This is a genomic window from Tumebacillus avium, from assembly GCF_002162355.1.
Lineage (GTDB): Bacteria > Bacillota > Bacilli > Tumebacillales > Tumebacillaceae > Tumebacillus_A > Tumebacillus_A avium.
On the sequence record NZ_CP021434.1, the window covers coordinates 4,477,365 to 4,501,513 of the forward strand.

Below are 24,149 nucleotides of genomic sequence, written 5' to 3' on the forward strand. Positions count from 1 at the left end.
GACACTCACCGGTCGAGGGTTTTTTCTGCAAGCAGCTCATCGGCCCGCTCCGCCCAGAGGCTGGCTTGGCGGTAGTCTTCCTGCCCTTTGTAAAATTCGGTCAGCAGCCGATAGACGGCCAAGAGCTCTTCTTTCGTCCCCTGCAGCAGTTCCATCGCCTGCTCCGCCGCCGCCAGCGCGTCTCCAAAACGATCGGCCTCCCGATACAGCCCGGCCAATGCCAAACAGATCCGTCCCCGCTCAATCCGGCATTCGCACGGCACCTTCAGCCCAGCCTGCAGCATGGCGACTCCCTGCTCCCTATCGCCCATCTGGCGGTACACCTGCCCAAGCTCGCCGTACACCTGCACCAGCAGCTCTGTGCCGGGGACGCTGTCCGCTTCCTGCACACATTCGGTCAGCAGCGACACCGCATCTTGATACCGCCCCGTCTTGCCCAGCAGCCGCCCGCGGGCGATTCGGGTCTGCAAGGCCGGCCGACGGTCTTTGGTGCTGTGAAACAGCGTTTCGGCGGCGGAAAGACAATCTTCCGCTTCCCCGTACTGCTCCATCAGCTCCAACACCAGCCCGATGCCTTGCAGCACGTCTGCCCGCCGTTTCGTCTGTTCCGGCACTTCTTCCAACAACTGCTCCGCGCGGCGGTACACCTGCAGCGCCTCTTCGACAGCTCCCAGCGTCCGCAAGCCCCCGGCGAGGTACAGGCAGACATCGAGCGGCAGCATCGGCTCGTCTTCGGGAGCCGGGTGCCGTTCTAATTCCCGCATCGCCCGCTGCCATTCGATCACCGCCAGTTCCAGATGCCCGAGCCCTTGCGCCACTTCGCCGAGCCGCATATAGATGCGCAGCGCCGCGACCGCATCCTCCTCGCAGATCGCCAGACGCAGCGCCTTGTCATACAGCTTGCGCGCCTCTTCATAAGCCCCCAACTGCTGCTGGCAAAAGGCGGTCTGGCAGGCTAGCATCCGCTCCGGCCACGCCGGATGGGGCGCCTCCATGCACTCCTGCAACAAGGGCAGAGCTTCCGCGTAATGGCCCAGCGACAAAAACGCCTGCGCCTGCTTATAGCAAGCCAGACGTTCCTGGTCTTCATGCTTGGCCGGCATCAGTTGCTGCGGCGTCACGCGAAGTTTGGCGGCGATCCGCTTGAGCAGATCGGCGGAAGGCTGGATGCGATCCGTTTCGATCTGCGAGATCATGCTTTTCGTGACCAGCCCGTCGGCCAACTCGCGCTGCGACAGACCGGCCGCTTTGCGCAAGGAACGGATTTTCCTGCCGAGCGTAGACACGATTAGAAAATGATGTGCGGCGTGTGACCTGCGCCCGGCATCTCCATAAAGGCGGTGGTCAGCATCACCGACAGGCGCACGCCTTCTTCCCGGCTCGGCAGGTTGAAACGCGTCTGCACTTCTTCAGCCGTCACGCCCGCCTGGAACAGCGCGGTGCCTTCATACGGCGCCGACAGAATGACCAGCTTCGAGCCCATCGCCATGCCGAGCAGATATTGCGGCGGCAGCGGAATCACGGCAAATTCCACCTGGCCTTGCTCATCCTTCATCGCAAAGTGTGTGATCTCAGCAAAACCCAGCGAACTTTTTTGAACGTCCATCTTCACAAACAGCTCCTCTTGTACCTTCATTTGTTTATATGTATGTGCTAGTGTCTGCAAGCGTCCTTCTAGTAAACCCTGCCCATTCTTGGTACACTAAAAAGCAAAACAGCGTCAACAGGAGAAGGAGCCAAACATGGGAATCGTGATCGTTGAAGTCTGCGATGTCAACCCGGCTTCCGGACTTGATCTGGAGAGTCTGGAATCAACATATCCCGGCACGAGCGTCATCCGCACGCCTTGCCTCAGCAACTGTTCGGAATGCGCCTTGCATCCCTACGCTTACGTCAACGGCGAGATTCACTGGGCCGATACGACAGACGAACTGTGGAACACGATCAAAACGGCGGTGGAAGCAGAACTCGCCGGATTGCTGTAAGACAAACTGCAAGACCAGCTGTTATAAAAATCGGGCCTGGCCGCAATCGGTCAGGCCCTTTTTGATGTGCAGCGTTACGCGGTCATTTCATCCGCTTCCGCAAACTCCACCTGCACCTTGTACCCGGCATGCTTCCTGATGTTCAGCACGCCGCAGTCGAGGATCAGGTATTGCCCTTTGATCCCGAGCAGTTTGCCGGTGATCAGCGGGGCTTTGTCAAAGCCGATCGACTTGATCTTCTCCAGCGTCTCGAGAATCGGGTAGGTGAACTCGTACAGCTCCTCCACGTCAAACAGGTACTGCTGGAACTCTTCCGGTACGACTTCTTTGATCTTGGCGCGCATTTCGAACAGATCGACATCGTCGATCACGCCCTTGAGCATCTTGCGCCAGTCGGTCTTGTCGGCCACATGCTGCGCGATCGCCATCTCCAGCTCCCCGGCCATCTTGCGCGTCGGCAGCTCGGCGATCGGGATCGCCTTGATTGCGCCCTGGTCGACCCAGCGCGTCAATTCGCGATTCTTGCGGGTCAGGCCGACCTTCACGCCGGACGACAGCGCGAGGTAGACGTAGTGCGGAATCATGCAGTGCGTCTTGGCGAACTCTTCATCGCGGCAGGTGCCTTTGTCAAAATGGCACTCGTGCGGCTTGACGATGCACAGGTCGGTCTCGGCCAGCGTCGTCACGCACGGGTAGCAGTAGCCGCCGCCGTAAAGCTTTTTCACTTTGCGGCCGCAGGTGCAGCAGGCCATTTCATTGAGGAACGAAAAGCGGATCTCCGACCCGATCATCTCGTTCAGCGGAATTTTATGTTCACCGATCTCCAGTGTATAGCTCACCGGGGCCTGCGGTTGATGTGTCAATGAGTTCAGAAAACCTTGGTACGTCGTCATAACCCACTTCCTCTCCAGCCTTCTCTTTATCTCTACAAGTGTACCAAAAATAGTTACGAGTTTCGACCCTCAACCTTGTCCAATTTATACACGGAAAACGCCTCGATCGGGCGGAACCCCAACTTGCGGTAGTTGTCTTCGGCCGGCTTGTTGGCCCGCGTCACGCTGAGCGACACGGAATGATGCGGCCCGCGTTTGGCCCGCACCCGCCGCAGTCCTTCGCGCACGATCTCGCCGCCGTACCCTTTGCCCCGCGCTTGCGGCGATACGCCGGTATACAGAAGCACCGTGTCGCCCGCATAGCGACCGGTCGCAAAATCATGGAAGATCGCAAACCCGACATCCTGTCCGTCCGCATTGGTCGCCAGCACCCAAAAGTCCGGGTCAAACGCGCCAAACCGCGTCTGAAACATCACAAAACTCTGTTCCGGGTAGTCGGCGCTCCACTGCATCATCGGATCGAGCGTGCCGGTAAACGACGACTGGTAGACGTTGTAAAAACGCTCCCTGACCTCTTCCGAATAGCCTTGGAACGTCATGTCTTCCCGTGCCGGTCCCACCTCTTCGGTCAATTTCAGGCGCATGTCCAGCCGGTCGACCCAGCGGGAAAAACCGGCCTCCAGAAACACATCGCCGATATTGCCGGAGTGGGTCGCGTAATCCACATACGTTGCTTTGGTGATCGCCGGACCGGTAAACGACCAGATCGCCCCGATCAGAGCGCGGGTCACCGCCCGCTCGTCATAGGCGGGATCAACATCGGGGCGGTTCAACTGCAGCTCATTTTCAAATTCCCCGTAGCGCAAAATGCCCGCAAACGTCTCGCCATCCAAGGCGATCAACGTATTCGATTCCAACTGGTGCACAACACCCTGCTCCTGAAAGCGCGCCACATCCAGTTCGACTTGCTGGTCGAGCAAAGGACCGTCCAGTCCGCGTGATCTGTGCACCACGCGGGCGATGTTCCACACGTCGCCGCGCTCTACCAAACGAATCTGAAATTTCATCAAAATACCTCCGATCATTTGACTCTGGGCTTAAACCTACTATACAGTAAAATTACCAAAAGGGGGAAACTCAACATGTCGTTCCGCAAGTCGTACACGCTGGCGCCGCCTGCGCCGTACCGGTTTGATTTTTTTCGCAAACGGGTGGAGAGTTCCTCGAACACCTACCTGTATTCGATCGGCGACAACCGCCTGTCGCGAGCCCATATCATCGGCGACCGCCCGGTGCTGGTGCACGTTACTTCAGATGAGTCGCATGACGCGCCCCGCATCATGCTCGATGTGCAAGGCGCCCAAGATGAACAGCAAGCGGACGCAGCAGCCGGCATTTGGCGGCATATGCTGTCTGTAGACCGTCCCCTGCTCCCGTTTTATGAAAAAGTGGCCGCTGACCCGGTGATGCGCACGATCACCGAAGACCTGTCCGGGCTGCACCTGCTGCTCGACTCCGGCCCGTTTGAATCGATGATCCTCTCGATCATCGGGCAACAGGTCAACCTGACCTTCGCCGAGAATCTCAAACGCTCGCTGGTCGAACTGTGCGCCTCTTCGATCGACGTGGAAGGCGCAACGCATTTTGCTTTTCCGTCTCCGGAGCAGATCGCCCGCCTCGACTATGCGCAACTGCGCGAGCTGAAGTTTTCCCAGCGCAAGGCGGAGTATGTGATCGATTTCTCGCGCGGCGTGGCGGATGGCAGCATCGACCTGCAGTCCTTGCACGGCATGAGCAACGAAGAAGCGATCGCGACGCTGGTCAAGTTGCGCGGCATCGGACGCTGGACGGCGGAGTGCGTGCTGCTGTTCGGGCTCGGCCGCCCCGACCTCTTGCCGGCTGCCGACATCGGCCTGCGCAACGCCATCCAGCATTTCTGGGGCTGGGAGCACCAGCCGACCGAACAGGAAGTGCGCGAGTTTGCCCAGGGCTGGCAAGGTTATGAATCGTACGCCACCTATTATCTGTGGACAGCGCTGGGACTTGCCCGCGCCGCGATGAAAGAACAAAAAGAGGCAACCCCCAAAGGACGACGCAAAAATACGAAAATTATGGCAGAACAAGACAAGGAGTGATTGGAATGAAGAAAAAGTTATCTCTTCTGCTTGCTGCTACACTGATCACCACGCTCGGCACCACTTCGGCGATGGCGACGATGCCGGCGAAAAACGATTCGCCGACACCGTTCAAACTGTCCGGCTCCTACAAGGCCAGCCTGCGCTTCTCCGACGTGCTGAGCAGCGACTGGTCCTTGCGCTTTGTCACCGAAGCCTCGACGAAAGGCATCATCAGCGGCGACGGCTACGGTAAGTTCCGCCCCAGCGCCAACGTTTCCAATGAAGAAGCGATCATCATGACCGTCCGCGCGATGGGCTTGGCCGATGAAGCGTTGCAGTTGAAAGATGCAACTCTGCAATTGAAAGACGCGGCAACAGTGTCCGCCTGGGCGCGCCCGTTCGTCGCACTGGCCATTCAAAACGGCTTCCTCGACCAAGACATCGCCTTGAACCCGCAAGCCAACGCTGACCGCGAATGGGTGACCGAGCTGGTCGTGCGCGCGATGGGTCTCGATGCGGATGCCAAAGCGCATATGACAGACAAATTGACCTTCAAAGACGCGTCGGAAATCGAAGCGGACGCAGTTGGATACATAGCGGTAGCAGTTGATAAAGGCGTGATCACCGGCTACCCGAACCAAACGTTCCAGCCGAACAAGCCGGTCAAACGCAATGAGATGGCGGTCATCCTCTGCAACGCGGAGAACCGTTTCGAATACGATGACGACCGCCAAGTGCAGACCCAGGGCCAACTGAACGGCACGATCAGCGCGGTCACATCCGTTGGTTTGACGTTTAGCAGCCGCACGCATCAAGACCTGAACCTGAAGTTCGCCAGCACGTATTTTGTCTTTGTTGGCGAAAAGATGGCTGCCAAGAGCGCCCTGCAGGCGGGCATGAGCGTCCGCGTGTTCCTGAACGCGCAAGGCGAGATCGTATTTGTCCACGCCAAAAAAGAAGCGCCGCAGCGCGAGCAGATCGAAACGTTCGCACACGGCCAGGTGCTCGCCTACACTGCGCCGCAAGCGGGCAAAAAAGGCTCGATCACCTTGCTTCTGCAGTCGAAAACAGCCTTGAAGCAGGCAGACAAGAAGCTGACCCTCGACATCGCGGCCGATGCGGCGGTGAAGCTCAACACGCAGCCGAAAACGTTCTCCGACGTAAAAGTCGGCGACCGCGTCGGCCTGACCATCCTCAACAACACAGTCGTCGGCATCGACGTGATCCCAGGCACCCTGCAAAAGCTCCCGGAGTAACACGAACACAGAACAAAAACACCATCCCCAAAGGGATGGTGTTTTCTTATGCGCTCGTCGCTACCGCAGATCGAAACCATTTTGTCCAAACGGCTTCGGCTGGGCCTGAATGCCTTCAAAGACGAGCATCCAGCCACTTTCTGCACGATAGATCTTCGTTTCGGTCTTGTCGTCGATCATCAGCAGATGGAACAAGGAGGCGTTCGATTTCAAATAAGGGCTGAGATGCTCATCGTGCAGGCGCAGGTTGAGCACGCGGTGCTTATCCTGCTGCGGCACCGCCACACCGTCTGTCAGTGGAAAATCGGCGATGGTGACCGGCGGCAAAAGCGGCGATTTCGTATGCGACTTGCAATGCTCGTAGGCGCTGCGCGTCGCTTTTGCTTTTCGGCTCTGTTCGAGAACATAAGCGTAATACATTTCCAGGCTCCTCGCTTCCAGAGGTTAACGCTCGTCCGCTTCTTCCACATCCTCGTCGTCTTCCTCTTCCTCATCATCTCCGCGCTCCCACTCCCGCAATTTCTGCTGGTAGCGGAGTTTGCGCTTGATCTCCTCTTCAGGCGACCACATCGAGCGGTCGACGCGGGAGAAGACAAAGATGAACGGCAGGATCAGCAGCAAGCCGATCACAGCGACGCCAAGCCCCGACAGGAGCGAGTAAAGCAGCGAGACCCCGCTGAGGTAGAGAATCAAAAAGACGGCCGGACAGAAGATGAGGCACGTGCGCCACCAAAAACGATAATAGGACATGCAGGTTCTCCCGACAGGTTACTCAGCGCTTAGCGCTGAGCGAACTCTGCCAGCAGGCGTGCGCCGTAACCGGTAGCGCCTTCGTTGCTGAAGGAGTGCGAACGGTTGACCGCCATCGGGCCCGCCATGTCGACGTGCGCCCACTTTTGGTTCTCGCCAACAAAGTTGCGCAAGAACAGAGCTGCGGTGATCGCGCCGCCGAGGTCGCCCGACGAGATGTTTGCGATGTCAGCGATCGGGGAGTACAGCAGGTCTTCATACTCGTCGAACAGCGGGAGTTCCCACACTTTTTCGCCGGTGAAGTTCGCCGCTTGTTTCACAGTGTCGCCAACGCTTTCGTCGTTTGCCCACAGGCCGGACATCTTGGAGCCCAGTGCGCGCATGCAAGCGCCGGTCAGGGTCGCGATGTCGATGACGCGGGTTGCACCAAGCTCTTGGGACAGGATCAGCGCATCAGCCAGCACGAGGCGGCCTTCCGCGTCGGTGTTGCCAACGCTAACGGTCTTGCCGTTGCGGTATTCGATGATCTCGCCCGGCAGCATCGCGTTGTTGTCGATCAGGTTCTCACAGGTGCCGATGATGCCAATCACGTTGACCGGAGCGTTCAGACGGGTCAGGATGTACATCGCGCCGACAGTCGCAGCCGCGCCGCCCATGTCCATCCGCATGTCGGACAGGTCGCGGGACAACTTCAGCGAGTAACCGCCCACGTCAAAGGTCAGACCTTTGCCGACCAGCGCGGTCAGTTCTTTGGACTTGTCGTTTTGGAAGTTGATCTTGATCATCGCCGGCTTGTGCGCGGAACCGCGGCCAACTGCGATCAGGCCGTTGTACTGGAGCTTTTCCAGCTCTTCGCCTTTGAAGATCTCAACGGTTGCGCCGGAGTCTTTGAACAGGTTCTCAACGAAGTCTGCCAGGTCGTACGGGCGCATTTTGTTGGTCGGCTCGTTGTTCAGCTCGCGTGCGATCACGGTGCCTTCCCCGTAGATCTTGCCGCGGTTGAGCGCATCTTCCAGACCTGCAATGTCGCCGTCGAGGGAAGCGATGGTGATGTTTTTCACCGTGCTCTCTTCCTTCTTCGCCTTGTATTTGTTAAATTGGTACTCGCCCATCACATAGCCTTCTGCTGCGGTGTGCACGAGGTCTTCTTTGCTGTAAGCGGTGCCTTCCGGAAGCAGCACGGTCACGTCGTTTACGCCTTCTTTGCGGGCTGCGCGCGCGCCGAACGCCACTGCGTCACGGTATTTGTTCAGTTCGAATTTCTTGACATCGCCAAGGCCAACAACAACAAAACGGGTGCCGTTGTGGTCGAACCATACAACATGGTCTTTCTTCTTGCCGTGATAATCGCTGAGCTTCAGGCCCAGCTGATCCACGTTTTGACCGATAAATACGGGCAGAACGGTCGTCTTGCCCGCTTGATATGTACCGAGTGTAAAGTTCATCTCAAGGTCCTCCTTTTGTCGCTTACAAAACTTTCGCATATGGAAATATTTCTTCCCTGTCATTATACCTTTTTCACCTGAAAACACCAAGGAAAGTTTTCCCGTTAAGGAGAAATCCATCCCCCGGATCGCCTCACCGCCCGCTTCCATCCCGCATAGCGCGCCTCGCGCTCCGCCGCCGCCATCTGCGGCGCAAATGAGGTCCGCTCCAGCAGTGCAGCTTGCAGCGCGTCCAGGCTGTCCCAGAACCCGGATCCGAGCCCGGCCAGAAAGGCGGCGCCGCGTGCGGTCGACTCGTGATGCGCGGGGCGCACCACTTCCGTCCCGAGCAGGTCGGCTTGAAACTGCATCAAGAATCCGTTCTGCGTCGCCCCGCCGTCGACGAGCAGGCGGGTGATCGGCAGCCCGGAGTCGGCCTGCATCGCGTCGAGCACGTCGCGGGTCTGGTAGGCGATCGCCTCCAGCATCGCCCGCGAGATATGCGCCCGTGACGTGTCGCGGGTCAAGCCGAAGATCGAGCCCCGCGCATAGGCGTCCCAATACGGTGCGCCAAGCCCGGTGAACGCCGGCACGATGTACACGCCGCCGCTGTCCGGCACCGAGTTCGCCAGCCGCTCCGACTCGGCCGCATCCTCTAAGATGCGCAGTTCATCGCGCAGCCATTGCACCCCGGCCCCGGCGATGAAAACGCTTCCTTCCAGCGCGTACTGCACCTCGTCCCCGACCTTCCAGGCAATGGTGGTCAAGAGCCCGTGCTCCGACTTCGTCGGTTTCGCACCGGTGTTCATCAGCAGGAAGCAGCCGGTGCCGTATGTGTTTTTCGCCATGCCTTTCTCGAAGCAGCCTTGCCCGAACAACGCGGCCTGCTGGTCGCCGGCGATGCCTGCGATCGGCACCGCTGCGCCAAACACGTCCCTGTCGGTCATGCCGTACACTTCGCTCGACCCGCGCACTTCCGGCAGCATCGCGCGCGGAATGCCAAACAAGGCGAGCAGCTCATCATCCCAATCGAGCGTATGGATGTTAAAGAGCATCGTGCGCGAGGCGTTGCTCACATCGGTGATGTGCAGCTTCCCGCCGGACAGCTTCCAGACCAGCCACGTGTCGATCGTGCCGAACAGCAGCTCGCCGCGCTCCGCCCGCTTCCGCAAATCTGGCGATCCTTCCAACATCCACTCCGCCTTGGTCGCAGAAAAATAGGCGTCGATCACCAGCCCCGTCTTCTCGCGAATGAGGTCGGCATGGTCAGCCTGGCGCAGTTGATCACAGCGCCCTGCCGTCCGGCGGCATTGCCAGACGATCGCGTTGTGCACCGGAACTCCTGTCGATTTGTCCCAGATCACCGTCGTCTCGCGCTGGTTGGTGATGCCGATCGCGCGCACTTGATCAGGAGCTGCGCCAGCCTTTTGCAGCGCACGCTGCAGCGCTTGCAGCTGTGTGCTCCAGATCTCCAGCGCGTCATGTTCGACATGGCCCGGCTCCGGATAATGTTGGGCAAACGGCAGATGGTCCGCTGCCACCGCTCGGGCGCTGCTGTCATACACAATCGCCCGCGAAGAGGTCGTGCCCTGATCGAGCGCCACCACGAAGCCCCGCTTCTTGTTGTCTGTCACTCTGAGCGCCCCCTTTCTCTTCACCTACTATTTTAATTGAATTTAGAAAATTACACCAGAACCAGCGCTCTCTTTCTGCCAAATCTTACGACTTTGTGAAAGCATGATTCGCGGTATGTGAAATCTGTTGCATAGCTTTGAAAAATAGTGGTATCATGACTAATAGAAATTCAGAGCGTAGGGAGGGACTCCTGTGTACCGTTATTATATGGGTATTGCACTTATGTGTTTGGTTATGGCAGTATTCGGTCTGTTGCTGTCGGTGAACGCTGCGGCTTTCGCGACCATCCTCGTCGGTTTTGCCGGTGCATTCTTGGCGATCGCATTCATCACCGCAGGTCCGGAATCACGCTGGTAACCCGCACCGTATAAGCAGTTGCATGTACACATAACATGGCCCCTGTGGAGATTCCACAGGGGTTTCTTATGCGTTCAGATAGCCGCACAATTCCGGAAGCAGCACTTCCGATTTTTTGTTGCATGGTATGACCGGCACCCCGTTCTGCCCGGCGATCTTCGGCAGCATGCAGACCGGCTCCATCTCGAGTTTCGTCCCGATCACCAGCAGCAGGTCGGCCTGCCCCACCCAATCGGCCGCCACGGCGATGTGGCGGACATCTTCACCCTCCAGCACGATGTTCGGCTTGAGCAGCTCGGCACAGGTCGGGCAATGCGGCTGTGGATTGATTTCCGCCACATGCGACGGATACAAGGCATGGCACCGCTCACAGATCAGTTCGCGCAGGTTGCCGTGCAGTTCCAGCACGTCGCTGCTGCCCGCCTTTTGATGCAGCCCGTCCATATTTTGCGTGATGATCCGCACGTTTGACTTCGCCAGCGCCTGATGCGCCGGATTGGGCGCCGCCTCCCGCCAGTCGAGCAGCATGTCCCGGTAGCAGTCGTAAAAGGTCAGCGGGTCGCGGCGGTAGAACCCGATCGTAAAAATTTCCTTCAGCGTCAAGCCCCGCCAGGTCTTGCTGACCGTCGGCAGGCCGCTGGGCACGGAGATCCCGGCGCCGGTGACCGCCACCGGACGCCGCGCCTGGCTGGCCCAGGTGATCCATTGCCTGTCCATCTTCCCGCCTCCTTTTGATTACAGTATGACCCAGATTCGCATACTACTCACAAAGCAGGTCAAGATGGAGGTGGAACGTTGGCACAAGAACTGTTGTCTCCGGAGCATTTGGCGATGATCACAACCGGTTTTGTGGTCGGGACGTTCGCCCGCATCATCACGCTGAAAGAAGATTACCGGCAGTATCCCAGCTACCCGAACGGATTTGTCATCCATATCGTGACCGGAGCGGTCGCGGCGGCGATCGGCGCTGTGGCGATCCCGGCCCTGGTCACCAAGAATTTTGTCGGGGTCTCATTTCTCGCCCTCGCCATCCAGCAGTTTCGCGATGTGCGCCGGATGGAGAAAGTCTCCTTGCAGGAACTGGAGAAATCGGAGTTCACGCCGCGCGGCTCCGCTTACATCGACGGGATCGCCAAGACGTTCGAAGCGCGCAACTACGTGGCGTTACTCAGCGCCTTTCTGTGCGTGCTGGCGATGCTGCTCCTCCCCGGTCACCGCCTCCTGCCCGACGTGACCGCAGGCGTCGTGGCCGGGCTGCTCTCGATCTGGCTCTTGCGCCGCTATACGAAAGGCAAGAAAGTCGGCGACATCGCCGATATCCACATCGCCAAGATCACGTTTGACGAAAAAGACAAGCTGTATGTTGACGATATTCCGGTGCAAAATGTCGGGCTTCCTGCGGCCAGGGAGCGGTTTCAACAAGAAGGGATTGCTGTGATGATCACGCCGCGCTATGCGGACGGGGGGATCGTGCTGGCCAATTACGGGCAGCGCCAGGCGATCGTCCACGAAGCGGCCCGCACGTTTGGTTTGAAGCGCTACATCTATATGCGGCGCGACTTTAACACAGGGCGCATCTGTTTTGCGATGATCCCGATTCGCCAAGACGAAGCGGCGCTTTTGAAACTGGTCGCTCAAGTGCCGCTGCTCGAATCAACGAAAAAAAGCGCCCGGATGCGCAACCCGCAGCTCCTACCCTCCGAAAAAGGAGAATGACCGATGCAAAAGCGTTCCCGTGACATTCTCGCCGTGATCGCTCCCGACAAAAAACATCTCGCCGGCGGCAAAGCGCAAGCCTTTCTCGCCGACTCCAAAGAAGCCTGCCAAAGCTTGTCGGAAGAGCTCGCCCAAGCCCTGCACGGCGAAGTCATCTCCCTCTCCAACGGCGTCTATCTGATCCTTGACGCCTAAGCTGCATACAAAAAAAGCGCCTCTGCACAGAGGCGCTTTCGTATCTATTTCGCGTGTTATGCCTGGTCGATCGCCTGCAGCGCCAATTCAAAATACTGCACGGCGTCCTCATACAGCTTGTTGCGGGTGGCGATCAGTCCGAGATGCTCCAGCACCGACACTTTGGTCTCGGTGTGCACATCCAGTTCCGGATGAGCCAGCGCCTGCAGAAACAGCTGCTCAGCCTGCTGAAGTTTCCCTTTCTGGTACAACCGCTCCGCCAAACAATGCAATCCGTCAAGATCGGGATGCGCACAGACCAGAGCCGGTTCAACATCAAACAAGAAGTGATACGTGGTAGAAAGCATCGCCGACACTCCTCTCTGCCTGTTCCTGCTCTTTTCATCATAACAGGATTCGAGGAAATTCGACATTCTCTGCCGCATCTTCTGTGACACTTTAGGATTCTCTGCGAAATGTCACAGAAATGCGCCGGATGTTTAGAAATGGGAGAACCAGCGCTCCCGCTTGAAGTCGTTGCTTTCGGCAGGCAAGGACGCTTTGACGATGCGATAGTAGACCAGCGCCTGCTGACTGTCGCCTTTTTGCAGATAAAAGTCGGTCAGGCGGTCGGCGATCATGCAGCGCAGTTCCGGCGCGTCCGCATTGCCTAGATAGGTCACCACCGGGCGGATATCGCCGTTCACTTCGGCGCGGATCATCATCAAATCGAGCACGCGCACGCCCCACACGCCGGGCTGCTCCGCGTCAAGCTTGCTGACGGCGGGCAGCAGCTCGTCGGCGATGCCGAGCGCCTCTGCCCTGCGTCCGGCCTTCAGATAAGCCTGCGCCAACTGTTTGAGCCCGACCGCCCGCAGATGCAGGCTGTCTTTGAGCCAATACTCCCGCGCTTCTTCCAGATAGGAGATCGCAGCTTCGTAATTGCCTTGCAGATATTCATCGCTGCCAAGGTTGTTCAGCACCCGTCCAACCCCGGCATCATGTCCGATCTGCCGGTAAGAGTCCAGGCTCTTCAGAAAATGCGTCCGGGTGAGCGTATAATCCCGCGCCAGGCTGGCGATCTGCCCTCGGCAATGCGCGATGACGCCATGCGGATACAGCTCTTCTTCACCAAAGATCGGCTCGACCTCGTCGAGCAATGCTTGGAGCGCCATGTAGTTATGCCGCTCCAGATAGATCACGAGCAGGTTGTTGATCGTCCGGAACAGCAGATCGTGATCTGCGGTGTCTTTGATCAGCAGATAGGCCCGCTCCCACAGATCCTGCGCCAGATCGAGATTGCGCAGCAGATAATGGGCGGTGCCAAGCTTCGTCAAAGCGTCGCGCTTCTCCGTGCGCCCGATCGCCGCCTCAGCCAGTTGCTCGGCGATCTGCACGCCGCGCTGGCCGAGCTGATTGTTGTCCAGCTGGTCGGCATATTCTTTTTCGAGGTCAGCAACGTCGGTGCGTTTCAGCCGCTCCACCGCGATGCCAAGGCCGCCGGCGATCTTTTCCAGTTCTTCTGCGGTCGCATAGCGGCCATCAAGGATTCGCTCCAGCGTCATCCGACCTAGATCGATCTCTTTGGCAAACCCCCGCACTTTTACTTTTTTCTCCGCCATGATCTCCCGAATCCGCTTGCCGAGCCACACATTATAATCCTGCTCCGCCATACGACCACCCCCTTTCCGATCAGAAAGCCAGCGGGCAAGCCTCGCTGGCTTTGATGCTGGCAATTAAATTAGGTCCATTGCACGTTCGATCCGCCGGACAGCAGATCGCTTTGGTCGTTGACCGCCCAGTTTGATTTGCGTTCGCGGCCGATGGTCGTTGTCGGGCCGTGGCCGGAATAGACGACGGTGTCTTCCGGCAGCGTGTAGAGCTGCTCGCGGATGCTCTGGATCAGCTGCGGCATATCGCCGCCCGGCAGGTCGGTGCGTCCGATGCCGTTGTTGAACAGCGTATCGCCCGCCAGCACGAATCCATCGCCGACAAACACGACATGGCCCGGCGAATGACCTGGCGCAAAGCGGACTTCCAGCTTGTGTTCGCCGATCGCAAGGAGATCGCCATGCGCAATCAGCCCGTCTGCGCCCGGGCCGTCGATCGGGTCGATGTACTCCGGGTAGCGCTCCGAGCCATTCAGCGCCGGGTCGGTCAGCCAGTCTTGCTCCACCTCATGGATCAGGACTTTGGCGTTAGGAGCTGCTGCTTTCACTTCCCCCAGCCCGGCGATGTGATCCAAGTGGGCGTGCGTGATCCAAATGCCGACCACGTCCAGCCCTTCGATCGCTTCGATCACTTCGTCCGGGTCTTGACCCGGATCGATAATCACCGCCTGCTTGGTCGCGTCATCGACGACCAGGTAGCAGTTTTCTTGAAACATGCCCAGCACAAACGTATGTATGTTCAGACTCATCTTGTTCCCTCCTGATGGAAGTTGTTTCTTCTTTTATACCATACAGACATGCAAAAGGACATCTGCCGGGTCGGCGATGCCCTGTTTTGTTTGTCAGTTTAGAATGATTTATTAAAGTTAGAGACTCCAAACATCGTACAGATCGGCAACCGGGATTCCCAGCGCACTTGCGATGCTCGACAGCTTGGTCGCGTTCGCGCCGCGATTTCCCGACTCGATTGCGTAGATATAAGATTGCGAAACGCCGGCGCGGTCAGCCAGCTCTTTTACCGACAAACCCGTTTGTTTTCTGATCTTTTTCAGCTGCATGCCAATCGTCAAATCGCTCATTTTATCTGACTCCCCATCTTTTTCATTATTGTTTCCCCCCTACCAAAGCTAAACAATAACGATTTGATATTTACTTACTTTATAACATAATTTTTCGCAGAAAAAACATATTTGCTTTAATTAAAGCACCGTCGACAATTTTCGACAAAATATTACTTTAAAATTTCGTCATCTATGGTTTTTCTTCGCCAATTTTGATAAAATACAGATACAACCATTTGAATTGTTGGAGGTTGGAGATGAATCAGGCTTGGAAGAAGCAGCAGTCCATTCAGATTGGTCAGAATATTCGTGATCGTCGTAAGGCGATCGGCTTGACCCAGACCCATTTGGCCGAGGGTCTCTTTTCTGTGCAGGCGATCTCCCTGATCGAGCGCGGCAAGTTAAACGTGTCGCCGGAGACCTTGGAGGTTTTTGCTGTGCGCTTGAACTGCAGTGTGCAGGACCTGTTACAGATGCACGACCTCCAGGAAGCATGGTTGGAAGAACTCCTCCAAACGGCACTCCGCTACCAAGAATCAAACCAACCGGCCGAGGCGATGGAAGTCCTCCATACTCTTTATTCAGAAGCACTCTCGAAGAACAACATGCTCTACTTACAGGAAAGTTCCTACCTGCTTTGCCTCCTTTACCATTCAATTGCCAAATACAGCACATCGACGGACTGGGGTCAGCAGGCTTTGCGCGTGCTCGACCCCGAGCCGCATTTGGACCGTGTGCTCAACACCTACATCACTTTGAGCCGCAATTCTTATATGGTCGGCAAGATGTGGGAAGCTTTCGACTTGCTGCGGGAAGCGGAACAACTCGTCGAAGATCCGTCCGCGACCACCGAAGCGGGCAATCTTTATTTCAGCATGGCGCTGATCAAACAAATGCTGCAAAACTGGGAAGGCTGCATCTGGTATTCGGAGCAGGCCCTTGCCCAGTACGAACTTCGGGACGAAATCATCAAAATTGGGCGCACTTTGATGATGATGGGCACTGCGTATAAAAACCAGGGCCGGGTCAACATCGCCCGGCAGCACATCGAACGCTCGATCCGGATCTTGAGCCAAACCAACGATGCCCGTTCTCTGGCGCGCTGCTATCACAATCTCGGCGAAGTCGAGATCAAGATCGGCGCCTCTGACAAAGCGCGCAAACACTTTTTGCGCTCGCTGAAGCTGAAACGGCAGTCGGGGGACACGGCCAGCATCCAAAACACGCTGCATGCCCTTGCAAAAGTCGAAATGAGTAACGGCAATCTGGAGGAAGCGCGCAACATCCTCCAAGACTGCCTCACACGTGCCGAACAGATGAACAATCCCCTGCAATTGGCGGTCACCAAACGACACTTTGGTGATCTTTCCCTCATGCAAAATCAGGAAGAGGAATTTGTCCTCTTTTACAAACAAGCGATCGAAGCCTTTGAAAAATTGGAGTTTTCCACCGAATTGGCCGAAGCTGCGGAGAAACTTGGCGAGTACTACATCGAGAAAGGGAGGGAACGCCTGGCTGTCCCCTATGTGCGTTTGGCGAACTATCACTATCGGAAATTGCTAAAAAAATCGTAGAGGAGCAAAGTCGTATGAAAAAGTTCGCTTTGGTTTTATCGATTGCATCCGCTCTCTTTCTTGGACTAACTCTGGTGCACAACGGCACTGCGCTGGCCGATGATCCGCCGATCTGGGACAGCTGCACGGGCAGCGTCGTCCCAAGTGCTTGTGTGAAAACGCCATAATTCATCATACAAAAAGGAGACTCCGGCCAGCGGAGTCTCCTTTTTTGTCTATTTGAGCGGCACTGAGGTGCGTTTCCGATTCTGGAAGGTGCAGATGCGTTCATAGCCCGCATCACGAATGTAGGCAATCGCCGTCTCGTAGTCGGCGCCGACATCTTCCGGACGATGCGCGTCGGACGACAGCGCGATCGGCACGCCTTTCTCAAAGCAGGTTTTCAAAAAGTCGGGCGCCGGGTACATCTTCTGCACCGGCTTGCGCAGACCGGCCGTCGAGACTTCGATGCACTGGTCATGCTTTTTGAAATGATCCGCCAATTTGGTGTACCAGTTTTGCAGGAATGCTGCATCATCCGGCTCATGGCCAAACACTTTGATCACATCAGGATGGCCGATGATCTGGAACAGCTTCGACTCGGCGAGCTGCATCAGGATCGCAAAGTATTCGTTGTAAACTTCTTTGATGTCCCGCTCATCCCAGACCGGGCGGTACTCCAGCAGGTCAAAGCCAAAATCGCCAAGCCAATGCACCGATCCGATCACATAGTCGAACGGATAGGAATCGAGAAACGCCCGCATCTCTTCATCACGGCCCGGCACGTAATCGAGCTCGATGCCGAATTTGACATCATGCCCCGCCTTCCGCGCATCCATCACCATCTTCATGTATTCATTGAGATCTTCGGTGCGTTTCTTGTCTGTCCATTCGTTATCAAACAACGGCCGGGTTTGCAAAAAACGATAGCCGTGCTCCGAAATGCCGAGCTCGGTCACACCGCGCTCCTTGGCGGTCGCAAGAAACTGCTCCAGCCACTTGACGGTGTAAGGCCCGCGTTCGGTGTGGACATGATAATCGGTTCTCATCCTCGTCACCCCATTCTGCTAGTTACGACCTATTCTAGCAGAAAAATGCTATTCGATCATCATGTCCATCGGCGAAGAAGCATTGGCATAGCGCTTTTTCGGAATGCGTCCGGCCACAAAGCCTTTGCGGCCGGCATGAACGGCCAGCTTCATCGCTTCGGCCATCAGCACCGGGTCGTTCGCCCCGGCGACCGCCGTGTTCAGAAGCACCGCGTCTGCGCCCAGCTCCATCGCCTGCGCCACATCGGCCGGAGAGCCGATGCCCGCGTCGATGATCACCGGCACTTTGCCTGCGCACTCTTCGATGATGAACGACAGGTAATGCGGGTTGAGCAGGCCGAGACCGGAGCCGATCGGCGATGCGCCCGGCATGACCGCATGTGCGCCAACTTCAACCAGATGGCGTGCCAGAAGTGGATCATCAGACGTGTAGGTCAGCACGGTGAAGCCTTCTTTGACCAGCTGCTCGGTCGCTTTCAGCGTGCCGATCGGGTCGGGCAACAGTGTGCGCATGTCGCCGATCACTTCGACTTTGATCATGTCGCACAGGCCGGATGCTTTGGCAAGGCGGGCGATGCGGACCGCTTCGTCTGCCGTCTGCGCGCCTGCGGTGTTCGGCAGCAACGTATATTTTTTCAGGTCGAGGCGTTCCAGAAAGTTCGGATTGTTTGGATTGTCGATGTTCAGACGGCGGATTGCAAAAGTCAGGATCTCCGTTTCTGAAGCGTCAACCGCCTGCTGCTGAATGTCGAGATCCGGGAATTTGCCTGTGCCAAGCAGCAGGCGGGAGTGAAACTCATAAGTACCGATTTTCAAAGTGTCTGCCATGTTCTTGCACCTCTCTTTATGTAGTTGCCGCTTAATAGCCGCCGCCGACAAAATGCACGATCTCGATCTTGTCGCCGTCTTGGACAGCCGTCCCGGCGTACAGGTCGCGGGGCACGATGTTCAGGTTGTGCTCGATGACGATGATCCGTTCGTTCAAGCCGAAATGGGTAACCACATCGGCGAGCGTCTGCACGCTGTCTACCACCCGTTCTTGTCCGTTGATGAGCAGGGTCATACCCGCGCCCCCCTTTCCAGATCGACGATGCTGCGAATGCGCTTGGCGGCCGCTTCCACATCGTCTGCCGCGATGACAGCCGTTACGACCGCCACGCTGTTCGCACCGCTCTGAATGATCTCCGCCACATCTTCCGCTTTGATCCCGCCGATCGCCACGATCGGCAAGCGGACATGCCGCCGCACTTCTTGAACGCCGGCCGGGCCCACGACCGGCTCGGTGTCGAGCTTGGTCGCTGTTGGCTTCATCGGGCCAAGTCCGATGTAATCGGCGCCCATGCGCTCCGCTTCGACCGCTTCCTGCACGTTATGCGTGGAGATGCCGACGATTTTGCCAGGCGCGAGCATTTCCCTGGCCGCTTGCAGCGGCAAGTCGCTTTGCCCGAGATGCACGCCGTCAGCGTCGACCGCGCGCGCCACGTCGATGCGGTCGTTGACGATCAGCCGCACACCCGCTTCGGCCGTGATGCGGCGCAGGAGCAGGCCCGCTTCGAGCAGTTGGCGGCCGGTATAGTCTTTTTCACGCAGCTGAATGCAGTCAGCGCCGCCCTTGATCGCGGCACGGATCACGCTTTCCAGCGTCCGGCCTTTTAAAAACGCGTCGCCGGTCACCACATACAATCTCGAATCCATAACCCACCTCCTGAAAAAAAGAAAAGCCGTCTCTGGCAAGCAGAGACGGCTCCATCACACGATCCATATGTGCGTGTTCGCCATCCCGCTTCCCTACGCTGGCATTACCCAGTCGAATCAGGTTCCAAGGGTTAAAGGCAGACTCGCCTTCTCTCAGCCTCCGCGATTCCGGAAGCACCCCTAGGGGATTACACGCTTTTCATGATACCATCCGTTCCCTGAACTGACAAGAAGTTTTGCGCTAGTGCAGTTTGGGAATCGAGGTCAAACTAAAGCCGATCACCTGATCGGCAAACAAGGTCAGCTGCGGCAGGTGTTGCTCCTGCCCGGCGCCTTGCAAGATCACATCGCGCAAGGAAAGGATCGGAGCGGTGTCGAGCAGTTGCAGATTCTTCTCCTCCTGCTCGAGGACGGTCAGCAGGTCGCTGCGGATATGCGTGACCATCGACGCCACATCCGGGCGCAGCGCGCCGTTCTCCTCTTCCGAATAGCTTTCCGCGTAAGAAGGTTGAATTTCGCACAAGGTCCCTTCCAGCTTCCCAAAAGCGGTGAGCAGCACCACGCGCGGTCGCGCTCCTTCGATCTCAAAACGCTTGATCAGCTTGGACAAAGCTTCCAGCGTCAGCCATTTCATCGAAAGGCGGTGTTCCATCGCTTTGGGGACGGTCGGGAAAGAAGCGTTTGCTCCTTTTTTCTTGTCTTGCTGTTTTTGTTCGTTCGCCATAAGCGCCTCCATCTTGTCCGCATTTCACAAGATAGTATGTCCGAACTCGATCCAAACTAGTGCGCGATGGCTGCCACTGTGGAAAAATCAATTTTCACAGGCTTTTGGTAGGCGCCCAGAAACATGACGCCAATCACGCCGATACAACATAAAATAAGTGCTACACGCTTCACAGGTCACACCTCCACCATTCAATTTTACTGATGGCTTCGGTTTTGTAAAGCTAGATTTTTTCTTTTCCGAGCAGGCGGAAATGCTCCACTTTCAGACACATGTCCATCACAACGATCAGACCGGCCTCCTGCGCTTTTTTCGCCGCCGCTTCATCGACGATCTCCAGTTGCGTCCAGACCGCTTTGGCTCCGATCTGGATCGCTTGGTCGACGACGCCGGCAACTTCATGGCTGCGGCGGAACACGTTGACGATGTCGATGGGGCCTTCGACTTCTAACAGCGACGGGTGCGATTTGCGGCCAAGCACCGAATTCACCGTCGGGTTGACCGGCACGATCTCATAGCCTTGAGACTGTTCATACGCAGCCACCTTATAACTCGCTTTCGCCGGGTCGTTGGACAAGCCGACGACGGCGATTCTTTTGCTGTTTTTCAAAAGCTCCACCAACTGCTCATCCGAAGGGTTTTGGAACATGGAATTGCCTCCTCGTTTTACGTCGATTTATGTGTGCGATCATCCGACACCGTTCAACAATTTTCTATAATATTTTGAATTGTTCCACGTGAAAACACAATTTACTCGATGTATTTCACACCGTACCGTCCCTTGCTGGTCCTGTAAATTCCAACATGGGACGGGCTTCTGTATCCGTTCGACCACCAATCCTCACGAAACCTGGCCGCGAGACACCCTGCTTGAAACTTACTGTCGAATAATTTTCCGTAGTACACCCAGCTCATGATCGTTGCCCGCTCCCCTTTGCTCCAGTTTTGCCTTAACAGTATTCCCCACCCTCCCTATTATTTTCAAGGTAAAGGGAGTTTCTTGTTCGGGCAGACTATCGCAAAAGGAGGGAGTAGACGATGAACATGTTCTCGAAAACCAAAGGCTTGCTAGCCATCCTCACCGCTGTCACCCTCGTTGGGTGCGGGAATCAAGGAGCGGCTCCCAATCAGCCGCAAAGAGGCGATCAGGTGAACATCAAATCGTCGCCTGCTGAGCAGAATCCGGACCGCAAACAGGTCTCCGAGATTCACACTCCGAAATACAAGGTGCGCGCGCCAAAGATTGACGTGGCCGACAGCACGCAGAAAAAAAGCGCCGAACAGCAGGCGGATGACATTGCCAACATGGTATCCCGGCTGCCCGGCGTTGAGCGCGCCGCTGTGGTGATCGCCGGCAAGACGGCGCTGGTCGGCCTCGACCTCAGCGCCAACATCACCGGCTCGCAGATCGACTCGATCAAATTCTCGGCGAAAGAAGCGGTCGAGCGCAGCGGCAAAGGCTATAACGCGCTGGTCTCGGCCGACCTCGACACGGTGACCCGTTCCCGCGCCTTGATCCGCGACATACGCAATGGTCAGCCGCTCGATGCGATCTCCGATGAAATTGCCGACATCCTCTCCCGTCTGATCCCGGAGATGTAAAAAAAGTGGTGTTCCAATTGGAACACCACTTTTTATGCGGACGCTTGCGGCAGCAGCACGTCAAAGGAAGTGCCTTGCCCCACCACCGAGTCGACGACGATGTCGCCATGGTGGTTTTTGACGATGTTATAGGTGATGGCAAGCCCAAGCCCCGTGCCGCCTTTGCTGCGGGTGCGGGCTTTGTCCACCTTGTAGAAGCGGTCCCAGACATAGGGCAGGTCTTCCGGCGGAATCCCTTCCCCGGTGTCTTTCACGCAGACGCGAAGCACGCTGTCTTCACGCGCCATCGACAAGGTGATCTTGCCGCCTTGCGGGGTGTGGCGAAACGCATTGTCCAGCAGGTTGGTAAACACCTGCTCCAATCGGTCGCTGTCCCCAAGCAATGTCGCCGGGCGGTCATCCTCGGCGATGAGTATCTGCAATGTGACTTCACGCTCGTGAGCGACGGTGGTGAACTTGCGGCCGATGCGGCGGATCAGATGCTCCATGTCGACCTGTTCCTCGTGCATCTGGAATTGACCCGTTTCGAGCTGGGCCAGATCCAGCAGGTCATTGACGAGGCGGCGCATGCGGTGCGTTTCGTCGAGGATGATGTTGGTCAACTCCTGACGCTGTTCCGGATCATCGCCAAACTCGTCGAGCAGCGCCTCGGAGTAGCCTTGCATCATCGCCAGCGGCGTGCGCAGTTCGTGTGAGACATTGGCGACAAAGTCGCGGCGCATCTTGTCGAGCATCCGCTCATCGGTGATGTCGCGCAGCACGGCCACAACGCCGCGCAGGGAATCTCCGTCTTTTTCGTAGAGCGGGGCCATCGTCACGATCAGCACGCGACCTTGCCAGTTCAGTTCGTCGACCAGGGTCTGCCCGGTCTGCATCACCTGCTGTTCACAGGCGAACAGATCGCGAGGCAGTTGCTTGTCGGACGGGTTGCCGATCTCAGCGAGCTGCTGCGCGCGGATGAAGCGGCGCGCCGGCGGGTTGGCCAGCGTGATCGCCCCGTTGAGATCGGCGGAGATCACGCCGTCCGACATCGAGGTGATGATCGAGGCCAACTGCTCTTTTTCCCGTTCCAGATCGTCGATGTTTTCTTCGAGCTTGTGCGCGAGCGTGTTCAAGGTCAGGCCCAGCCGCCCGACTTCGTCGCCGGTGACAACTTGGACTTTGCCGCTGAAATCGCCCTGCATCATCCGCTCGGCGACTTTGTTCATCTGCACGATCGGGATCGACAGGTTGCGCGAGACGACAAACGCCAGCCCCGTGGCGAGAATGATGCCAAGCCCGGCCGAGAAGAACAGCAGATCCTGCACTTTCTCCATCGCCGTCGATGCGGCGACCGGCTGGATGACGTAGAGCAGTCCGGAGATCTCGCCGCGGGTGATCAAAGGCTGGAGCACCCAGAAGCTCAGCTCCTTTTGCGAAGCATCCGGGTCCCACGTTGGCGTGTATCCCCGCTCGATCACCGTGTTGCCGGTGCGGAGCAGTTCCAACTGCTCCGAGGTGACGTTGGCGATCACGTAGTCGCTTTGCGGCGGCTGCACCAGCATGACGGAAGCGTTTTCTTCCAACGCCAGCTCCTGCAGGATGATCAGCGCCACTTCCTGCGAATAGTTGACGATAACATCGGCCATGTGGTGGGTGCGGATCTGCAGGCGGTCTTGCTCGGCCTGATAGAAGTAGGAGTCAAACAACTGCTCTAAAAAGATCGAGAGAAGAAGCAAAACGACGGTGAAGAGTCCGATGATGGTCAGCCAAAGCTTGCCGGTAACGCTGTTGCGAATCACTCGCCCACCTCAAATTTATACCCGACACCCCAGACGGTCACGATCATCGTCGCCGCCTGCTCCGACGCTTTGCCGAGTTTTTCACGCAAGCGTTTGATGTGCGTATCGACGGTGCGCTGATCGCCGTAGAACTGGTAGTTCCAGACGTCGCGCAACAGTTCTTCGCGCGAGAACACTTTTTCCGGACGCTGGGCCAGGTAACAGAGCAACTCGTACTCTTTGGGCGTCAGGGACACCTCTTCCCCGTCGCAGAGCACGCGGCGCGAATCCATGTTGATCGTCAGCGTCTGGAACGTCAAAACGGAGGAGACGGACGCCGGCGCTTCTTTGTCGGTCGTCGTGATCGCCCGCTTGAGCAAAGCTTTGACGCGCATGACCAGCTCGCGGGGCGAAAACGGTTTGACCACATAGTCGTCAGCGCCCAGCTCAAAGCCGTGGATGCGGCTCATCTCATCGCCAGCCGCCGTCAGCATGATGATCGGCACTTCATTGTTCTGCTGGCGAAGCGCGGCGCAGACATCGCGTCCGTCCATCCCCGGCAGCATCAAGTCGAGCACGATCAGGTCATAGTGGTTCTCCAGCGCTTTGTCCAGCGCCTCCTGCCCGTCTTCCGCCTCTTCGACGTCAAACGCGTTGCGCTCCAGGTACATGCGCACCAGCCGGCGGATGCGCTCCTCGTCGTCGACCACCAAAATCTTCGGATTCTTCAATTGCTCCATCTCTTTCACTCTCCCCTTTATAGAACGACAAGCCACCAAAAAGCTCGG

At 57.3% G+C, this 24,149-nt stretch carries 30 protein-coding genes and 1 riboswitch; of the genes, 9 read left to right on the forward strand and 21 right to left on the reverse strand.

Annotated features, from left to right (window positions below; genetic code table 11):
- Positions 1–5 precede the first annotated feature (5 nt).
- The gene (locus CBW65_RS20630; RefSeq protein ID WP_269767971.1) at positions 6–1,286 is read right to left on the reverse strand and encodes a helix-turn-helix domain-containing protein; all 1,281 of its coding nucleotides are present in this window, start codon (positions 1,284–1,286) and stop codon (positions 6–8) included.
- 2 nt (positions 1,287–1,288) lie between these two features.
- On the reverse strand, positions 1,289–1,606 hold the full coding sequence (locus tag CBW65_RS20635; protein WP_157722097.1) for a hypothetical protein: 318 nt from the start codon (positions 1,604–1,606) through the stop codon (positions 1,289–1,291).
- A 136-nt stretch (positions 1,607–1,742) separates the two neighbouring features.
- Between CBW65_RS20635 and CBW65_RS20640 the strand changes: the two genes are divergently transcribed.
- Positions 1,743–1,985, forward strand: coding sequence for a YuzB family protein (locus tag CBW65_RS20640; RefSeq protein WP_087458461.1), 243 nt, complete (start codon positions 1,743–1,745; stop codon positions 1,983–1,985).
- Positions 1,986–2,059: 74 nt separating this feature from the next.
- On the opposite strand, the gene CBW65_RS20645 is transcribed toward CBW65_RS20640, so the two are convergent.
- Together CBW65_RS20645 and CBW65_RS20650 are read right to left on the reverse strand one after the other, a co-directional pair.
- Entirely contained in the window at positions 2,060–2,878 is an 819-nt protein-coding gene (locus CBW65_RS20645; RefSeq protein WP_087458462.1) for a DUF2797 domain-containing protein, read from the reverse strand.
- Between the two features lie 53 nt (positions 2,879–2,931).
- Complete coding sequence (locus CBW65_RS20650; RefSeq protein WP_157722098.1) at positions 2,932–3,885, reverse strand: GNAT family N-acetyltransferase; 954 nt, start codon at positions 3,883–3,885, stop codon at positions 2,932–2,934.
- 75 nt (positions 3,886–3,960) lie between these two features.
- Here CBW65_RS20650 and CBW65_RS20655 point away from each other — a divergent pair, with 75 nt between their 5' ends.
- Both CBW65_RS20655 and CBW65_RS20660 read left to right on the forward strand, forming a co-directional pair.
- Entirely contained in the window at positions 3,961–4,953 is a 993-nt protein-coding gene (locus CBW65_RS20655; protein WP_087458464.1) for a DNA-3-methyladenine glycosylase family protein, read from the forward strand.
- Between the two features lie 5 nt (positions 4,954–4,958).
- Positions 4,959–6,191: an S-layer homology domain-containing protein gene (locus tag CBW65_RS20660; RefSeq protein ID WP_087458465.1), complete on the forward strand. Its 1,233-nt coding sequence runs from the start codon at positions 4,959–4,961 to the stop codon at positions 6,189–6,191.
- Positions 6,192–6,251: 60 nt separating this feature from the next.
- Here the strand turns inward: CBW65_RS20660 and CBW65_RS20665 are convergent, their stop codons facing one another.
- From CBW65_RS20665 to glpK, 4 genes are all read right to left on the reverse strand, one after another.
- A complete protein-coding gene (locus tag CBW65_RS20665; RefSeq protein ID WP_087458466.1) occupies positions 6,252–6,611 on the reverse strand; it encodes a hypothetical protein in 360 nt (119 codons plus the stop codon).
- 24 nt (positions 6,612–6,635) lie between these two features.
- Positions 6,636–6,941 carry a hypothetical protein gene (locus CBW65_RS20670; RefSeq protein ID WP_087458467.1) on the reverse strand — a complete coding sequence of 102 codons (306 nt, stop codon included), beginning with the start codon at positions 6,939–6,941 and terminating at the stop codon, positions 6,636–6,638.
- 29 nt (positions 6,942–6,970) lie between these two features.
- A complete protein-coding gene (locus tag CBW65_RS20675) occupies positions 6,971–8,386 on the reverse strand; it encodes a leucyl aminopeptidase family protein (RefSeq protein WP_198299677.1) in 1,416 nt (471 codons plus the stop codon).
- Between the two features lie 104 nt (positions 8,387–8,490).
- Positions 8,491–9,999, reverse strand: a complete 1,509-nt coding sequence (gene glpK, locus CBW65_RS20680; RefSeq protein ID WP_087458469.1) for a glycerol kinase GlpK — start codon at positions 9,997–9,999, stop codon at positions 8,491–8,493.
- Positions 10,000–10,192: 193 nt separating this feature from the next.
- Between glpK and CBW65_RS24625 the strand changes: the two genes are divergently transcribed.
- Entirely contained in the window at positions 10,193–10,357 is a 165-nt protein-coding gene (locus CBW65_RS24625) for a hypothetical protein (protein WP_165898202.1), read from the forward strand.
- Positions 10,358–10,423: 66 nt separating this feature from the next.
- Here the strand turns inward: CBW65_RS24625 and CBW65_RS20685 are convergent, their stop codons facing one another.
- Complete coding sequence (locus CBW65_RS20685; RefSeq protein ID WP_087458470.1) at positions 10,424–11,074, reverse strand: SIR2 family NAD-dependent protein deacylase; 651 nt, start codon at positions 11,072–11,074, stop codon at positions 10,424–10,426.
- Positions 11,075–11,152: 78 nt separating this feature from the next.
- Here CBW65_RS20685 and CBW65_RS20690 point away from each other — a divergent pair, with 78 nt between their 5' ends.
- Together CBW65_RS20690 and CBW65_RS20695 are read left to right on the forward strand one after the other, a co-directional pair.
- Complete coding sequence (locus CBW65_RS20690) at positions 11,153–12,073, forward strand: YIEGIA domain-containing protein (protein ID WP_087458471.1); 921 nt, start codon at positions 11,153–11,155, stop codon at positions 12,071–12,073.
- A 3-nt stretch (positions 12,074–12,076) separates the two neighbouring features.
- Complete coding sequence (locus tag CBW65_RS20695; RefSeq protein WP_087458472.1) at positions 12,077–12,268, forward strand: capping complex subunit for YIEGIA; 192 nt, start codon at positions 12,077–12,079, stop codon at positions 12,266–12,268.
- 56 nt (positions 12,269–12,324) lie between these two features.
- On the opposite strand, the gene CBW65_RS20700 is transcribed toward CBW65_RS20695, so the two are convergent.
- The 4 genes from CBW65_RS20700 to CBW65_RS20715 all read right to left on the reverse strand — a co-directional run bounded on the left by CBW65_RS20700 (position 12,325) and on the right by CBW65_RS20715 (position 14,996).
- Positions 12,325–12,615, reverse strand: a complete 291-nt coding sequence (locus tag CBW65_RS20700; protein ID WP_087458473.1) for a tetratricopeptide repeat protein — start codon at positions 12,613–12,615, stop codon at positions 12,325–12,327.
- A gap of 132 nt (positions 12,616–12,747) precedes the next feature.
- Positions 12,748–13,920, reverse strand: coding sequence for a tetratricopeptide repeat protein (locus tag CBW65_RS20705; protein ID WP_087458474.1), 1,173 nt, complete (start codon positions 13,918–13,920; stop codon positions 12,748–12,750).
- A gap of 68 nt (positions 13,921–13,988) precedes the next feature.
- Complete coding sequence (locus CBW65_RS20710) at positions 13,989–14,666, reverse strand: MBL fold metallo-hydrolase (RefSeq protein WP_232463383.1); 678 nt, start codon at positions 14,664–14,666, stop codon at positions 13,989–13,991.
- Between the two features lie 117 nt (positions 14,667–14,783).
- A complete protein-coding gene (locus CBW65_RS20715) occupies positions 14,784–14,996 on the reverse strand; it encodes a helix-turn-helix domain-containing protein (protein WP_087458475.1) in 213 nt (70 codons plus the stop codon).
- Between the two features lie 239 nt (positions 14,997–15,235).
- On the opposite strand from CBW65_RS20715, the gene CBW65_RS20720 reads away from it, so the two are divergent.
- Positions 15,236–16,552 carry a tetratricopeptide repeat protein gene (locus CBW65_RS20720; RefSeq protein ID WP_087458476.1) on the forward strand — a complete coding sequence of 439 codons (1,317 nt, stop codon included), beginning with the start codon at positions 15,236–15,238 and terminating at the stop codon, positions 16,550–16,552.
- 14 nt (positions 16,553–16,566) lie between these two features.
- On the forward strand, positions 16,567–16,719 hold the full coding sequence (locus CBW65_RS24410; RefSeq protein WP_157722099.1) for a hypothetical protein: 153 nt from the start codon (positions 16,567–16,569) through the stop codon (positions 16,717–16,719).
- A gap of 48 nt (positions 16,720–16,767) precedes the next feature.
- On the opposite strand, the gene CBW65_RS20725 is transcribed toward CBW65_RS24410, so the two are convergent.
- The 6 genes from CBW65_RS20725 to CBW65_RS20750 all read right to left on the reverse strand — a co-directional run bounded on the left by CBW65_RS20725 (position 16,768) and on the right by CBW65_RS20750 (position 20,648).
- On the reverse strand, positions 16,768–17,580 hold the full coding sequence (locus CBW65_RS20725) for a histidinol-phosphatase HisJ family protein (RefSeq protein ID WP_087458477.1): 813 nt from the start codon (positions 17,578–17,580) through the stop codon (positions 16,768–16,770).
- Positions 17,581–17,628: 48 nt separating this feature from the next.
- On the reverse strand, positions 17,629–18,408 hold the full coding sequence (locus CBW65_RS20730) for a thiazole synthase (protein ID WP_087458478.1): 780 nt from the start codon (positions 18,406–18,408) through the stop codon (positions 17,629–17,631).
- Between the two features lie 31 nt (positions 18,409–18,439).
- On the reverse strand, positions 18,440–18,643 hold the full coding sequence (thiS, locus tag CBW65_RS20735) for a sulfur carrier protein ThiS (protein WP_087458479.1): 204 nt from the start codon (positions 18,641–18,643) through the stop codon (positions 18,440–18,442).
- Positions 18,640–19,275: a thiamine phosphate synthase gene (thiE, locus tag CBW65_RS20740; protein WP_087458480.1), complete on the reverse strand. Its 636-nt coding sequence runs from the start codon at positions 19,273–19,275 to the stop codon at positions 18,640–18,642. The genes thiS and thiE overlap by 4 nt, the downstream gene beginning before the upstream one ends.
- Before the next feature lie 73 nt (positions 19,276–19,348).
- Positions 19,349–19,467: riboswitch (TPP riboswitch) on the reverse strand.
- A 49-nt stretch (positions 19,468–19,516) separates the two neighbouring features.
- Positions 19,517–19,999, reverse strand: coding sequence for a hypothetical protein (locus tag CBW65_RS20745; RefSeq protein WP_087458481.1), 483 nt, complete (start codon positions 19,997–19,999; stop codon positions 19,517–19,519).
- Between the two features lie 223 nt (positions 20,000–20,222).
- Complete coding sequence (locus CBW65_RS20750; RefSeq protein WP_087458482.1) at positions 20,223–20,648, reverse strand: CoA-binding protein; 426 nt, start codon at positions 20,646–20,648, stop codon at positions 20,223–20,225.
- Positions 20,649–21,037: 389 nt separating this feature from the next.
- Here CBW65_RS20750 and CBW65_RS20755 point away from each other — a divergent pair, with 389 nt between their 5' ends.
- Positions 21,038–21,601, forward strand: a complete 564-nt coding sequence (locus CBW65_RS20755; protein ID WP_087458483.1) for a YhcN/YlaJ family sporulation lipoprotein — start codon at positions 21,038–21,040, stop codon at positions 21,599–21,601.
- A 32-nt stretch (positions 21,602–21,633) separates the two neighbouring features.
- On the opposite strand, the gene CBW65_RS20760 is transcribed toward CBW65_RS20755, so the two are convergent.
- Complete coding sequence (locus CBW65_RS20760) at positions 21,634–23,382, reverse strand: ATP-binding protein (protein ID WP_087458484.1); 1,749 nt, start codon at positions 23,380–23,382, stop codon at positions 21,634–21,636.
- Positions 23,379–24,101, reverse strand: a complete 723-nt coding sequence (locus CBW65_RS20765; RefSeq protein WP_198299678.1) for a response regulator transcription factor — start codon at positions 24,099–24,101, stop codon at positions 23,379–23,381. The genes CBW65_RS20760 and CBW65_RS20765 overlap by 4 nt, the downstream gene beginning before the upstream one ends.
- Positions 24,102–24,149: the final 48 nt, after the last annotated feature.

Excerpts from the sequence above, each read along its gene's own strand:
- CBW65_RS20700 (WP_087458473.1), bottom strand. The coding sequence starts at position 12,615 with ATGCTTTCTACCACGTATCACTTCTTGTTTGATGTTGAACCGGCTCTG.
- CBW65_RS20675 (WP_198299677.1), bottom strand. The coding sequence starts at position 8,386 with ATGAACTTTACACTCGGTACATATCAAGCGGGCAAGACGACCGTTCTG.
- CBW65_RS20720 (WP_087458476.1), top strand. The coding sequence starts at position 15,236 with ATGAATCAGGCTTGGAAGAAGCAGCAGTCCATTCAGATTGGTCAGAAT.
- CBW65_RS20745 (WP_087458481.1), bottom strand. The coding sequence starts at position 19,999 with ATGGCGAACGAACAAAAACAGCAAGACAAGAAAAAAGGAGCAAACGCT.
- CBW65_RS20725 (WP_087458477.1), bottom strand. The coding sequence starts at position 17,580 with ATGAGAACCGATTATCATGTCCACACCGAACGCGGGCCTTACACCGTC.
- CBW65_RS20650 (WP_157722098.1), bottom strand. The coding sequence starts at position 3,885 with ATGAAATTTCAGATTCGTTTGGTAGAGCGCGGCGACGTGTGGAACATC.
- CBW65_RS20665 (WP_087458466.1), bottom strand. The coding sequence starts at position 6,611 with ATGTATTACGCTTATGTTCTCGAACAGAGCCGAAAAGCAAAAGCGACG.
- CBW65_RS20655 (WP_087458464.1), top strand. The coding sequence starts at position 3,961 with ATGTCGTTCCGCAAGTCGTACACGCTGGCGCCGCCTGCGCCGTACCGG.
- CBW65_RS20730 (WP_087458478.1), bottom strand. The coding sequence starts at position 18,408 with ATGGCAGACACTTTGAAAATCGGTACTTATGAGTTTCACTCCCGCCTG.
- CBW65_RS20640 (WP_087458461.1), top strand. The coding sequence starts at position 1,743 with ATGGGAATCGTGATCGTTGAAGTCTGCGATGTCAACCCGGCTTCCGGA.
- thiE (WP_087458480.1), bottom strand. The coding sequence starts at position 19,275 with ATGGATTCGAGATTGTATGTGGTGACCGGCGACGCGTTTTTAAAAGGC.
- CBW65_RS20705 (WP_087458474.1), bottom strand. The coding sequence starts at position 13,920 with ATGGCGGAGCAGGATTATAATGTGTGGCTCGGCAAGCGGATTCGGGAG.
- thiS (WP_087458479.1), bottom strand. The coding sequence starts at position 18,643 with ATGACCCTGCTCATCAACGGACAAGAACGGGTGGTAGACAGCGTGCAG.
- CBW65_RS20670 (WP_087458467.1), bottom strand. The coding sequence starts at position 6,941 with ATGTCCTATTATCGTTTTTGGTGGCGCACGTGCCTCATCTTCTGTCCG.
- CBW65_RS20715 (WP_087458475.1), bottom strand. The coding sequence starts at position 14,996 with ATGAGCGATTTGACGATTGGCATGCAGCTGAAAAAGATCAGAAAACAA.
- CBW65_RS20755 (WP_087458483.1), top strand. The coding sequence starts at position 21,038 with ATGAACATGTTCTCGAAAACCAAAGGCTTGCTAGCCATCCTCACCGCT.
- CBW65_RS20710 (WP_232463383.1), bottom strand. The coding sequence starts at position 14,666 with ATGAGTCTGAACATACATACGTTTGTGCTGGGCATGTTTCAAGAAAAC.
- CBW65_RS20635 (WP_157722097.1), bottom strand. The coding sequence starts at position 1,606 with ATGGACGTTCAAAAAAGTTCGCTGGGTTTTGCTGAGATCACACACTTT.
- CBW65_RS20685 (WP_087458470.1), bottom strand. The coding sequence starts at position 11,074 with ATGGACAGGCAATGGATCACCTGGGCCAGCCAGGCGCGGCGTCCGGTG.
- CBW65_RS20645 (WP_087458462.1), bottom strand. The coding sequence starts at position 2,878 with ATGACGACGTACCAAGGTTTTCTGAACTCATTGACACATCAACCGCAG.
- CBW65_RS20765 (WP_198299678.1), bottom strand. The coding sequence starts at position 24,101 with ATGGAGCAATTGAAGAATCCGAAGATTTTGGTGGTCGACGACGAGGAG.
- CBW65_RS20660 (WP_087458465.1), top strand. The coding sequence starts at position 4,959 with ATGAAGAAAAAGTTATCTCTTCTGCTTGCTGCTACACTGATCACCACG.
- CBW65_RS20750 (WP_087458482.1), bottom strand. The coding sequence starts at position 20,648 with ATGTTCCAAAACCCTTCGGATGAGCAGTTGGTGGAGCTTTTGAAAAAC.
- CBW65_RS24410 (WP_157722099.1), top strand. The coding sequence starts at position 16,567 with ATGAAAAAGTTCGCTTTGGTTTTATCGATTGCATCCGCTCTCTTTCTT.
- CBW65_RS20695 (WP_087458472.1), top strand. The coding sequence starts at position 12,077 with ATGCAAAAGCGTTCCCGTGACATTCTCGCCGTGATCGCTCCCGACAAA.